Origin of the sequence: Bacillus haimaensis (assembly GCF_048270625.1) — a bacterium.
Taxonomy (GTDB): Bacteria; Bacillota; Bacilli; order Bacillales; family Bacillaceae_I; genus Sutcliffiella_A; species Sutcliffiella_A haimaensis.
This window is the reverse complement of record NZ_CP158164.1, coordinates 2,196,081-2,208,558: the sequence shown is the minus strand read 5'-3', so window position 1 is coordinate 2,208,558 and position 12,478 is coordinate 2,196,081. Positions and strand designations below refer to the sequence as shown.

The window sequence follows — 12,478 nt, the reverse complement described above, 5'->3', positions numbered from 1 at the left end:
ATTAAAAAAGGATGTTGTCCGATGAAAGATAAATACGGAATTATTGATATTGGATCAAATACAATGCGTCTTGTTATTTATAAAAGGGATAAAAGCGGACGTCTTAAAGAGATTGAAAATGTTAAGTCTGTTGCAAGGCTGAGAAACTTTTTAAATCATGACGAGTATTTAACAGAAAATGGCGTGCATAAATTAATAACAACCTTATCAAGTTTTCGTGCTATTACCGATTTTCATCGGTTGACGGAAGTGAAATGTGTTGCTACGGCAACCATCAGGCAAGCTGCCAACAGAGAAGTGATACAGGAATTGGTACAAAAAGAAACAGGTTATTCCATGAGGATATTATCAGAATATGAAGAGGCATATTACGGCTATTTGGCAGTAGTGAATACTACCCCTTTTACAGAAGGAATTACTATCGATATTGGAGGAGGAAGTACGGAAATCACCTATTTCAAAGACAAAGAACTTGTCGAATACCATAGCTTCCCATTTGGTGCGCTCTCCTTAAAAAAGCAATTTGTTAATAGTGAATTGCCTTCCCAAAATGAAAAGGAAGAAATGAAGCTTTTCATCAATTCCCAGTTCCAATTACTGCCATGGCTTCGAGAAAAAAAGCTTCCAATTATAGGTATCGGTGGAAGCGCTAGAAATATGGTTCAAATAGATCAGGCTATGAAAAATTACCCGTTGGCTGGCCTTCATTTATATGAAATGCCGCCCGAAGACATCCAACTGTTAGGTTTGTATATCAACTCTCTTTCTTTTGATAAACTGCAAAAGCTGGAGGGGCTATCCAAGGACAGGGCTGAGTTGATGCTTCCGGCCTTGATGGTGTTTGATGAACTGGTATCCATCACGAAAGCGAGTTCATTTGTTCTTAGCCGTAAGGGGCTGAGGGAAGGTATTTTTTTTGAGGGCATGAAAAACCCTGCAACCAAAGGTACCAATGTTCTGACAGACAGTATTGATGAATTGGCCAAAGACTTCGAGATGAATATGGAGAATGTGAAACATGTAACAGGAATTTTGATTTGCATCGTTGATGAATTAAATAGATTGAAAGTGTTATCTGTGAACGTGCATGAACGAAAGGAGCTGAAAAGAGCTGCCAACGTTTTTCACTTGGGTGAATACATTGATGCGGAATCAAGCAGTCAGCATACGTTCTATTTGCTGGCAAACCGTACGATAGATGGCCTTATGCATAAGGAGCGTCTCAAGTTAGCGCTGATGGCTTCCTTCAAAAATAAGACTGTCTTCAAGCAGTATGCCAATCCGTTCAGAAATTGGTTCACTGAGGATGAATTGAGGGCACTTCGATTATATGGGGCCATGCTGAAGTTTTGCTATAGCTTGAACGCCACCAAACGAAATGTGGTGGAAAAGGTGGAAGTGACACTTGAAGAGAAGGGGCTTTTATTCCATATCCAAAGCAGCAGGCCCGCAGATGCGGAAGAATACCAGGCGGAAAGGCAAAAGAAACATTTGGAGAAGCTTATTAAGTATCCAATACATCTGAGATTTTACTAGGAACATGTTAATTCTTGTCACGTTGAAGAAAGAAAAAACGACAAAGGGTGTTCCCATATGGACTCAACGGAAATACAAAAAATAGAATTGAATAATCCTCTTTATTACAACAATAGGGAGCTTAGTTGGCTCGCTTTCAATAAACGCGTGCTTGAAGAGGCTTTGGACTTGACCAACCCATTATTGGAAAGGTTTAAATTCCTAGGTATATTCAGTTCTAATCTTGATGAATTCTTTATGGTCAGGGTGGCAGGTATAAAGGACCAAGTGAAGGCAGGCTACAATAAGCCGGAAAATAAAGCTGGCCTGACCCCGAAAGAGCAACTTAGCAGGATCTCGCAGGAAGCCCACCTGCTTGTTCAATTGCTATATCGAACCCTGCTGCAATTAAACGATGAATTGGCCAAAGAAAATGTGCATTTTTGTCATATGGAAAGCTTAAATCCTCTTCAAAAAAAGTATCTGGAAGACTATTTCGATGAACAGATCTTCCCAGTACTTACTCCTCTTGCAGTAGATGCGTACCGACCTTTTCCCATGCTTCTCAATAAATCTATCAATTTAGCAATAACTTTGGAGGATGACGAAGAACAGGAAGAACACAAGATAAAACGGGCTATTGTACAGGTTCCTTCTGTACTGGAGCGTTTTATCCAACTCCCCGAAAACGGCAATAAGATCAGCTTTATCATGCTGGAAGATGTCATCACTTCATATATCCACAAATTATTCAAAGGCTTTGATGTTATCGCAGTCACACAATTCAGGATTACTAGAAATGCAGATATGACAATTCATGAAGAAGGATCCCGTGATCTATTGAAGGAAATTGAAAAAGAGCTGAAAAAACGGAAATGGGGGGCTGCTGTCCGGCTGGAGGTTCGCTCCAGGCAGATGGACCCTTCGATTTTAGATTATTTAATGAAAGAATTGGAGGTTCATAGCAAGGATATTTATGAGCTGGATGGTCCACTGGATCCAACCTACCTTTTTTCCCTGTACAAGAAGCTATCACAAATAAAGGAGCATTTGACATTTGAGACACTCATTCCACAGCCATCCAAACAATTAGGATTTCAGGAAGATATTTTTGATAAGCTATTGGAAGAGGATGTATTACTGCATCATCCCTACGAATCCTTTGAGCCCGTCCTGGACTTTGTCAGGGATGCTGCCGTTGATCCCGATGTTCTTGCAATCAAGCAGACTCTGTATCGAGTCAGCGGGGACTCCCCTGTAATAGAAGCCTTGAAACGATCCGCGGAGAATGGAAAACAAGTCACCGTCCTGGTGGAATTGAAAGCCAGGTTTGATGAAGAGAATAACGTACAGTGGGCAAAAAAATTGGAGAAGGCAGGCTGTCATGTTATTTACGGGATAACACACCTGAAGACTCACAGTAAGATCACGTTGGTGGTGCGACGAAAAAATAATAGAATAGAACGATTTGTTCATTTAGGAACAGGAAACTACAATGATGCCACAGCAAAGATCTATACCGATATCGGACTTTTGACAGCCAACCAGAAAATTGGAATTGACGCCACCAACTTTTTCAACTATTTAAGCGGATATACCGAAAAGCCGGAGTTTCATCATTTATCCGTTGCGCCAATGGATATAAGGGAAACATTTATTCAGTTGATAGAACAGGAAATTCAATATCATATTCAAAGCGGAAATGGAAAAATCATTGCGAAAATGAATTCATTGACAGATAAATCACTGATCATGAAACTTTATGAAGCATCAATAGCAGGTGTGAAGATTGAGCTCATTGTCAGAGGGATATGCTGTTTGCGTCCCGGTCTGAAAAAGGTAAGTGAAAATATCAGTGTTCGAAGCATCGTTGGCAGATTCCTCGAACATAGCAGAATATATTATTTTTATCATAACGGGGAAGAAAAGATTTATTTGTCTTCGGCTGATATGATGACCCGAAATATGGAAAAAAGGGTGGAGATACTCTTCCCTGTATTTGCGAGCCCCTTAAAAAAACGGATTAAAAGTGCGCTTGCACTGGAACTTTCAGACAATGTGAAAGCACGGGAACAGGACGAAAACGGTGTCTATCATTATGTCAATACCGATAATGACCATCGAATTAACTGCCAATTGACTCTCTTTGCTTTTGCTTATCATGTAAAAGAGGATGAAGAATAAGTAGGAGAATAAAAAAGCCGTCGCAAGATAGCGACGGCTTTTTAGAGCTTCATATATCCTTCACACTAACGGCAGCATGGGTAAGGATAAGGGGGATAAGGGGGATAAGGGGGATAAGGTGGGTAATATGGTCTCGGGGTTAGCAGGGAACCTAATGCCAGTCCGCCCAAAAATGGAAAGAACGGGAACCCAAACCCACCTATTAGTCTATTTCCGTAAGGATAGTTTCTATACATATGGACATACGCCTCCTTATTTAGTCGTTATATTGTATGGAAAATAAAGAGGTTGTGCGCTTGTCATCACTCCTATGTCAATGCCCATTTATTATTCGGACGTTTCAAGGGTGAAAACGGTAATTTCAGGAGGGGCAAGAAAACGATAAGGCTGCCTCGTTGTCCCAAGTCCACGATTTACATAAAGTGTCAGATCATTCATTTGGTAAAAGCCCTCATAGTATTTTGTTCCAAGCGGTGGCGTAATCAAAGGCCCGATAAATGGAAGCTGGACCTGACCGCCATGGGAATGCCCCGATAACTGCAAGGAAGCATGGAATTCTTCGGCAATCTCCTTTGCAGCATCCGGTTCATGGGCAAGCAGAATAGAATAGGCGTCTTCGGGAATGCCGTGCAAGGTCGAACGGAAATCAGGTCTCCCCAGCATCAGGTCATCCACACCTGCAATGTAGATGCGGCTATTATCAATTAATTCAATGGAGGTATTTTCGTTTTTTAATACAGTGAAGCCTGAAGCAACCATTATTTCCTCATAGATTTCCGTTCCATAACCTCCATGATCATGATTTCCGTAAATGGAAAACTTGCCGTGTGGTGCTTTGATTTTGTGCAAAATAGAAATCAGGTGATCAGCTTGGGGGAAATTTAATGGATCATCCATTAAATCACCAGTGAAAAGAACCACATCCGGTAATTCTTCATTTATCTTTTTTACTACCCGCTCCAAGTCTTTCTTTTCGAAATAATGTCCTACATGTGTATCGGAAAACTGTACCACTTTCATTCCAGAGAAGCCTTTTGGGATTTTTTTATGGGATATAATGTGAGATTCTAATTTAATCTGTTTTGGTTCTATATATCTAGCATACCAATAACCGATTCCGCTCGAAATGAACGCGATAAAAGGTATGGTGAGCATTCGCTTCAAAAAAAGTCTTCTTGTCATTTTATTCATAAGAAAAATCAACCTAACTTAAAGAGTTTTGAATTTCTAAATGTGCACCTGCATGATTGGGCGGCGACGCATTAGTTTTCATTATACCATCATCTTTCACACAGTTCCTTGGTCTATTATTCTATTTTTTATGTGTTTATTTATGGAAAAATAACAATAAAACATTTTGAGTATTTTGATAATTAAGATAGAATAGAGAAAAAGCTATTAGGGGGAGTAAAAATGGAAGAGAAAAAAGTGGCAATCATTACAGGTGGATCAAGTGGCATGGGAAAATATATGGCAATCAAATTTGCAAAAGAAGGGTACAATGTAGCGATTACAGGCAGAGATTTGGACAGGCTGGCTTCTGCGAAGGAAGAAATTGAAGCTCAAGGAATTGGTGGAGTAATAACTGTTCAAATGGACGTTAGGGAACCTGAGCATGTGGAGCGTATGGTGAAAATGACAGATGAGGCATTCGGACGCATCGATGTACTTGTAAACAATGCAGCAGGCAATTTCATTTGTCCTGCAGAAAAGCTGTCCGTTAATGGATGGAAGTCGGTCATTGATATTGTATTGAATGGTACATTTTATTGCAGCTCTGCAGTAGGTAAGTATTGGATGGAAAGAAAACATCAAGGAAGCATGATTAACATGGTTGCCACATATGCATGGAATGCTGGAGCGGGCGTTGTGCATTCTGCGGCTGCAAAGGCTGGTGTCCTGTCCTTGACGCGGACATTGGCTGTAGAATGGGGTACCAAATATGGCATAAGGGTGAATGCCATAGCCCCTGGTCCCATTGAACGGACAGGCGGAGCAGATAAGTTGATGCAATCGGAGGAAGAAGCAAGGAAAGTAGCTGAAAGTGTACCACTTAAACGATTTGGAACTCCGGAAGAAATTGCGGAACTCGCTTATTTTCTAAGCTCAGATAAAGCGGCATACATCAATGGGGAATGTGTCACGATGGATGGAGGACAATGGCTTCAACCATTCCCATTTTAATTTGACCGTAATAGTATGCCGATGAATCATATCTCTTCCATTTGGATACATACTAAGAGTAATTAGTAAGGATCCGGGAGGGATATTGGTGAGTTTGTTTTATAAACATGAATGGGACGAGGAAAATAAGCAATTGACTCTATTTATTAATCCGTCCGAGGCTTTTTATGAATTTGCAGTGGAATTTGCCGAGCAAAAAAGCGGAGCGGAAAAAAAGGGGAGTCTGCTGGTCCTAGCAAGACAATACTCCAAACAATTCCTTCCTCCTCAAACGAAAGTGAATAGCTACCGGGTCAAATTCCAGAACTTTTTGATTGCCGTAGTGAAGGAAAAACAAAACCATGCTGTTCCAGAATCGGAAACTTTGGAATATGGGTTCTACAAAGTTATGCCGGACGATACGTTGAAGGATATATGTCAGCTTCTGCATACGGAAGAGGCACTGTTGAGGAAGGAAAACAACCTATCCAGTGATACACTCTTTGTGGGTATGGAACTTAAAGTCCCAGTCTATAGGCATACTGTTGTGGCATCTGACAGTCTTCAAAAAGTTGCAGAGCGCTTTGATACATCCTCATCGGCGATCCGTTCGATGAATAAACTGCAGACAGATTGCTTGTGTCCTGGAATGGAATTGAAAATACCGAGGGGCGAATAATATCCATTCATTTAACGATCTATATGAAAAGCTGCTGAGAACCTGCAGCTTTTTTGTTTTTTTCTTACTGAAACATGATATAATTTTCGAAAATAAAGGCAAAAGGGGAGAAGGGTATGGATCCACTAGATATAATGACAAACATAGAAAGGGTCATTCCCTATTATCAAGCCATATTCAGTGCAGACCAGCAGGAGGTTGTGGGATATGAGGTGCTGGGAAGAATACAAATTGATGAAAAGAATGTTCTTAGTCTAGGCCCTTTTTTCCATGATAAAAATGTCCCGGACGAATACTTTCTGGAAGTGGAAAAGAAAATCATCCATCAAGCCTTGACTGATTATACTTCCGGAAAAAAATCCTTTCTACTTTTCATCAATCAGAATGCAAGTGTGCTTTTGGAGGATCAGGGGGAATCATTGTTAGAACTATTGCTTTCCTATGTGCCAAAAGGGTTGAATCTTGAAAATATTGTCCTGGAAATTGATGAACATACCTATGATGGAGATGTGGAGCATCTTCAGCATCTTGTCAACTATTACAAAACCTTTGGCATACAAATTGCCGTCTCAAACATAGGGGAATCAGGTTCTGACCTTGATCGAATCGGAAGGCTATCCCCCAATATTTTAAAAGTGGACCTGAAAGTACTTCGTCAAAGCCATGAGTTAAGTGCGCATCAGGATGTGCTTTTTTCGCTTGCTGTATTGTCCCGGAAAATTGGTGCAACACTGCTGTATGAAAATATGGAAGCCTCCTATCAACTTCAATATGCTTGGCGGCATGGCGGTAGGTACTACCAGGGATATTATTTACATAAACCAGGTCCCGCGTTTATCCAGGAAGATTACGCTAAAACAGTCCTGATTGATAAATTCCAGCATTTTATCCGCTATGAAAAGAGAAAGCTTGAAGCCATCCAACAACTAACCGAAATGCTCCAAAATAAAATTCAGCAGTTAGTGGGCAGGAACAAAAAGACCGAGGAGCTGGATGATTGGCTGCATGCGATTACCAAAGACTTTTCCGAAATTAGTTTCAGAATGTACGTCTGTGATGAAAATGGTTTTCAGTTATCTTCCAACCTTATAAAGAAACAAGGCAAATGGGAGCTTCAACCTGAATATAAACAAAAAAACTGGAGCTGGCGTCCATATTTTTTGGAATATGTAATGAAGATGAGGGTAGAGAAGAAAGGACTATTATCAGATGTGTACAGCGATATTGAAACAGGCGAGACCGTTCGTACCTTCTCCTATCCAATAAATAACGGACAGTTCATCTATATAGATCTGGCATATGAATATCTATATGAAAATCAGGACTTTTTATAAAAGGAAGGTATAGAAACAGTCCGGAAGTAAACCTTAAGAGTAACAAAGCTCGAGAGGTGAGAGTAATGGGATCTTTTGATTTGATGTTATTTATACTGGGCATTTTAGTAGTTGGAATTGGAGGTATATATGCTTATAGGGTAGGCAGACGTTCTAATTCCAGTCAGACCTCTGAAATGGATTCTGCGATAAGTGAGAAGGTGCAGGACCATTATGTACTGAGAAACCCAGTGTTTTTGGCCTATATTATTGCACTTTCATTAGCATTAATCTTTATTGCGTATATGGCACTGGCATCATAAAGAAAACTGACGAGATATTTGGTCAGTTTTTTTGTATTTTCAAGGTTTGTTACAGACAAGTGCTGATCTTTAAGAATCTAGCTGTTGATTGGAGCAATAGGCGAAGACTCCTCGAAAATGCGAGCATTTTCTTCGTGCGATGTATCGCTTCCGCAGCCTTCCTTGTCCTGCAGGAAGCGGCGTTAAGTGGAGACCCCACAGGTGAAGCCGAGGAGGCTCCACGAACGCCCCTTGGGTCGCTGCGCCTATTGCGGAAATCAACAGCGGCCTTCAATGACGTTACTAGGAGAAAAGACCTCTTTTTTATTTTTTGAATAATTTCTTAAGGGAAATTGTTTGTATGTGTGCTTGGAGGGTAAAAAATTAGTATATCGAATATTTTGTCAAATAGACAAGGAATTTTGCGAACGGTTACCGCCCATTATATAGGATAAACTTGGTAGAATGAGAGGACATAACAATAGGAGGAGAATCATTTGCTCAAAGCATATATCAGATTATCAGTTGCAGTTATCTTCATACTACTAATTGGAGTATCATATGTGGCAGCGGAAGCTCCGACTCAGAAAGAAGAAATTTTCTCTTTTTTACAGGAAGCTCAAGAGGCACAGTTTTCACTTGGAGAAAAGCATAGGGATATGACAGAAATCCAGAACGCATTGGATCCATATTTTTCACGTGATTATCAAGAACAGTTTTTGGATGCGCATCTTTTTAAAGAGGAGCAAGGGTATATCACTTATGGAACAGACGTACCGCACTTTTACATTCCATTCTTCACTTATGATGGGAATACCAAGATCAAACAGGATGAAGATACCGGAACGCTGTTTGCCTACGAGTTCTTTGATGTCGATGAATCTGAGGCTAACCTGTATCCTGATCATTATGAATATGTGGAATTGGAAAAGAATGAGCAGGGGCTTCAAGTTGTCAGTTATGGTTATGAAAAGGGACAACCCGGTTTTCTAAAAGAGGATAGTGATGCAAGAACAATGGAAAGTACGACGAACGACGAGAAGAATAAAGAGGCTACAAATATGGTGAATGATCAGCAGAAAGATAAGGAAAAAACATTTTCGTTCTACCAACTGACCCGACCATTTACAAGCTTTGCTTTCTTGCCAGGTACACAGAACCCGACGTTTGCGTTCTATCATTTCCTGCCAATGTTTGCTTCCCATTATGTCCTTCCAGATGCCGAACCGAAAATGCTCGTTACAAGATAAAGCCTAAAAAGAGCTGAGTATCCAGCTCTTTTTTTTGCACTTTTAAACACCGCTGATGATTTCCGAACTAGGCTGCGCTTTCCTCGAGGAGGCTCAAGCACCGCCCTGCGATCGCTGCCGCCTGAAACGGAAATCAACAGGGAGTCAAAGAGAACACAATATTTAGAGGCATAAATAATTTTAATAAAATGCTTTTATTCTTAAGGATTTTAATGGTATGATGTATTCTCTTGCTTGTTTGGTTACTCTTTTATATGCAGGAGCTTCTGCAAGGTTTGTAAATCAAATCCTTTTACAACATGCTCATCCACTGTTACAGTTGGAGTGGAAAAGGACTGAAGGTCATAGACTAAGTATTCCTTTGCACGCGGGTCTTCTGAAATGTCGATAGGTTCGAAAGGGATGCCATGATGTTGTAGAAACTGCTTAACCACTTGGCAAGGTGGGCAGTCTGGCTGTGTATACACGGTAACTTTCATTTATTTACACTCCTCGTTAGAAAAAAATTCACATCTTTTTTCACTCTTTAAGATAGTTTTAGACTACAATAAGAGGGAAATAAAAATGTAGCATGAATATAAAAAAATTTCTACTTTATTTTACTTGCAAAAACGAATGTTCAAGGCGATGTAGGTGAATGATATAGGTAGAAGGAATAGAAGGAGAGTTGTGACATGTCACTATTAGTAGGGATTGTAAAGAGATTGAATGACTTAAAAGAAACTTCCGAGGCTGGAAATGAGCCGGCTCAGCGTTTCTTTGAAGTAAATGGAGAAAAGGTATGCAGCGTAAAGTTTTTTGATAAAACGAATACATATGAGCTTGAAGTGTTTATTAAAGGTGAAAGTCCACAAACGTATCAATTCGATAATATCGATATGATCGCAATAGAAATTTTCGATCTGATCCATTAATGGCGCAAACTCGCGTGATGCGTATTTTTTGTTAGGTTAGCCAAAACAAAAGGGAGAGTATCATGGGTAAAAATATAGATGATTATATTGACAATGGTTTAAAAGGAACTCCTGAAATAAACCCGGGTGAGAGAAGAGAGTACTTATCCCAGTTAAGGGAACGCGTTATTCTGGCACTTACCAATGGGCAAGTGATGCAAGCGAAAGTCTATGTGCCGCTTGGTGACCTGATGAAGAGATATCCTGGTTCCCGTCTTTATTTGGATGGCGACATCAATTATGCGCACATGACCAAATATACGAAAATGGCCAATCAGCATAACATCCCATTTACGATAGTGGATGATAAGGCTTCCTCCACTAATATCGGTCTGGTGCTGGCGAATCCCCATGCCATAGACAAGGATGAGATTTTCGTGGAAAACGGAGAGTTTAAGAAACATTTACGTTAGGAGTGGTACGAATGATGCCATTGGTTCATTGTCCAAAGTGCAACAAAGAAGAAGCGCTGGATAAGGTATTGACTGCACAATCTAATCAAAATGTAATCTTTAAATGTCCTCACTGCACTTATACGAAGCGCCAAATCCATACAAGCAAAGGTTGACCAGGCCCCTATTTAAAGGAGCTTGGTTTTTTTTTGTTCTAAAAGCTGTTCTCTTGGTATTCAGACTGTCAATGGAGTGAAAAACATTAATTTTTTCTGTCTTTTCATCATATATGTAAGTAGGAAAGTACAAAAAAGGAAGTGGCTTAATGGATAACCCCAGTAAGTTTTATAATATCACCCACGGCTACCTTACTTTTGAACAAGCTTATATACAGATACTTTCTTTTATCCAGAAAGATGTAAAAGCCTCCTACTTATTGTCCATTGGGACAGATTCGCATGTGCATCGAACAGAAACAAAATTTATGACGGCTATTCATTTACATCGGGTGGGAAAAGGAGCCTGGGGATGTGTCAGGCCTTATATTGCTTCTAGGGCAATTCGAAGCTTGCACGAGAAAATATCACTTGAAACTGCTCTAAGCCAGGAAGTTGCGATGCTATTTTCTAATGAACGATTAGCGGCAATCCAGGATCTGATCATCCCACATTTGGAGCAAGGTGCCGATTTCCGTTTTGAAATTCATTTGGATATCGGTAAAAGGGGAGCAACAAAGGATTTCATTCAGGAAATGACAGGAAGAATTGTTGCGATGGGATTTGATGCAAAGATTAAACCGGACGCATATGCTGCATTTTGCTATGCTAATCGATACACGAAATAGTCATCGGAGAATAGGGGATGAGGAATGGATGGTTCATTTTAACGAAGAGGAAAAGGAATTACTGATAGAATTGTTGATCTCAACAAATTTTGCTAAAGAACTTGTCGCGAGTGTAATCAATGATATGGAGATGGGAGAAAAGAAGCTTGTGAGCTCCACCTATAAAAAGTTGATTGAAATTTATGATAAAGTTTCATAGGGATGAATAAAAGCTGCCGAATTGGCAGCTTTTTCTGTCGAATGAAAAGAGGAGGTTCTTGTTATATAATAGTCGAGTCCCATTAAAATTTATGCTACAATGATAATGGTCAATTATGAAAATCGTCATATACTGTTTTTGAGAGTAAATATAGAGAGGAAGAACATTCATGATCAGCCTCCAAAAAGGTGAATTATTAGGAACAACATTACCTGAATTGATAATTCCTGCAGAACGTGTGGCACATGTGCAGGTGCGTAATAATTTGGAACATGCATTGCTGGTGCTAACCAAAACCGGCTATACAGCTGTACCCGTTCTGGATCCGAAATATCAATTACACGGTCTAATCAGCACAACACAAATTATGGATTCCATCCTCGGCTTGGAACGTATTGAATTCGAAAGGCTGGAAGAAATGGTTGTGGAAGATGTGATGAATAAAATAATCCCAAGATTAAATGTGAACGACAGTGTAGAGAATGGCTTGGAACTTCTTGTCGATCATCCCTTTGTTTGCATTGAAAACGATGAACACGTGTTTGAAGGGATTCTTACACGAAGAAGTATACTGGAAAGATTAAATACTCAAATTCAAAAGCAAAACAAAAGCTGAAAAGACCTGAAAGGGTCTTTTTTTAATTGTGTGTAAATGGTTGCATAATAAAGAATGAACGCTACAAT

General features: G+C 39.9%; 15 protein-coding genes. 13 read left to right on the top strand and 2 right to left on the bottom strand.

The window, feature by feature from the left end; all coding sequences use genetic code 11:
* Positions 1-21: 21 nt before the first annotated feature.
* A complete protein-coding gene (locus tag ABN702_RS11225; protein WP_417900723.1) occupies positions 22-1,536 on the top strand; it encodes an exopolyphosphatase in 1,515 nt (504 codons plus the stop codon).
* Positions 1,537-1,593: 57 nt separating this feature from the next.
* Positions 1,594-3,699 (top strand): RNA degradosome polyphosphate kinase, encoded by a 2,106-nt coding sequence (locus tag ABN702_RS11220; RefSeq protein WP_417900722.1) that lies wholly within the window; start codon positions 1,594-1,596, stop codon positions 3,697-3,699.
* Positions 3,700-4,026: 327 nt separating this feature from the next.
* Here the strand turns inward: ABN702_RS11220 and ABN702_RS11215 are convergent, their stop codons facing one another.
* On the bottom strand, positions 4,027-4,890 hold the full coding sequence (locus ABN702_RS11215; RefSeq protein ID WP_417900721.1) for a metallophosphoesterase: 864 nt from the start codon (positions 4,888-4,890) through the stop codon (positions 4,027-4,029).
* A gap of 222 nt (positions 4,891-5,112) precedes the next feature.
* Between ABN702_RS11215 and fadH the strand changes: the two genes are divergently transcribed.
* The 5 genes from fadH (at position 5,113) to ABN702_RS11190 (ending at position 9,406) form a co-directional block, all read left to right on the top strand.
* Positions 5,113-5,883 (top strand): 2,4-dienoyl-CoA reductase, encoded by a 771-nt coding sequence (gene fadH, locus ABN702_RS11210; protein ID WP_386636555.1) that lies wholly within the window; start codon positions 5,113-5,115, stop codon positions 5,881-5,883.
* Positions 5,884-5,971: 88 nt separating this feature from the next.
* Complete coding sequence (locus ABN702_RS11205; protein WP_417900720.1) at positions 5,972-6,541, top strand: LysM peptidoglycan-binding domain-containing protein; 570 nt, start codon at positions 5,972-5,974, stop codon at positions 6,539-6,541.
* Between the two features lie 116 nt (positions 6,542-6,657).
* Positions 6,658-7,875 (top strand): EAL-associated domain-containing protein, encoded by a 1,218-nt coding sequence (locus ABN702_RS11200; protein ID WP_417900719.1) that lies wholly within the window; start codon positions 6,658-6,660, stop codon positions 7,873-7,875.
* Positions 7,876-7,940: 65 nt separating this feature from the next.
* Positions 7,941-8,177, top strand: coding sequence for a hypothetical protein (locus tag ABN702_RS11195; protein ID WP_417900718.1), 237 nt, complete (start codon positions 7,941-7,943; stop codon positions 8,175-8,177).
* Between the two features lie 476 nt (positions 8,178-8,653).
* Positions 8,654-9,406, top strand: coding sequence for a DUF3993 domain-containing protein (locus tag ABN702_RS11190; RefSeq protein ID WP_417900717.1), 753 nt, complete (start codon positions 8,654-8,656; stop codon positions 9,404-9,406).
* Positions 9,407-9,648: 242 nt separating this feature from the next.
* Here ABN702_RS11190 and ABN702_RS11185 read toward each other — a convergent pair whose 3' ends face one another.
* The gene (locus tag ABN702_RS11185) at positions 9,649-9,885 is read right to left on the bottom strand and encodes a glutaredoxin domain-containing protein (RefSeq protein ID WP_417900716.1); all 237 of its coding nucleotides are present in this window, start codon (positions 9,883-9,885) and stop codon (positions 9,649-9,651) included.
* Between the two features lie 195 nt (positions 9,886-10,080).
* Here ABN702_RS11185 and ABN702_RS11180 point away from each other — a divergent pair, with 195 nt between their 5' ends.
* From ABN702_RS11180 to cbpB, 6 genes are all read left to right on the top strand, one after another.
* Entirely contained in the window at positions 10,081-10,320 is a 240-nt protein-coding gene (locus ABN702_RS11180; RefSeq protein ID WP_204418601.1) for a YkuJ family protein, read from the top strand.
* 62 nt (positions 10,321-10,382) lie between these two features.
* A complete protein-coding gene (locus tag ABN702_RS11175; protein ID WP_417900715.1) occupies positions 10,383-10,772 on the top strand; it encodes a YueI family protein in 390 nt (129 codons plus the stop codon).
* A gap of 11 nt (positions 10,773-10,783) precedes the next feature.
* Positions 10,784-10,927: a hypothetical protein gene (locus ABN702_RS11170; RefSeq protein WP_417900714.1), complete on the top strand. Its 144-nt coding sequence runs from the start codon at positions 10,784-10,786 to the stop codon at positions 10,925-10,927.
* A gap of 149 nt (positions 10,928-11,076) precedes the next feature.
* The gene (locus tag ABN702_RS11165) at positions 11,077-11,595 is read left to right on the top strand and encodes a ribonuclease H-like YkuK family protein (protein ID WP_417900713.1); all 519 of its coding nucleotides are present in this window, start codon (positions 11,077-11,079) and stop codon (positions 11,593-11,595) included.
* 28 nt (positions 11,596-11,623) lie between these two features.
* Entirely contained in the window at positions 11,624-11,794 is a 171-nt protein-coding gene (abbA, locus tag ABN702_RS11160; protein WP_417900712.1) for an antirepressor AbbA, read from the top strand.
* Positions 11,795-11,963: 169 nt separating this feature from the next.
* On the top strand, positions 11,964-12,410 hold the full coding sequence (cbpB, locus tag ABN702_RS11155) for a cyclic-di-AMP-binding protein CbpB (RefSeq protein ID WP_417900711.1): 447 nt from the start codon (positions 11,964-11,966) through the stop codon (positions 12,408-12,410).
* The last annotated feature ends 68 nt before the right edge of the window (positions 12,411-12,478 follow it).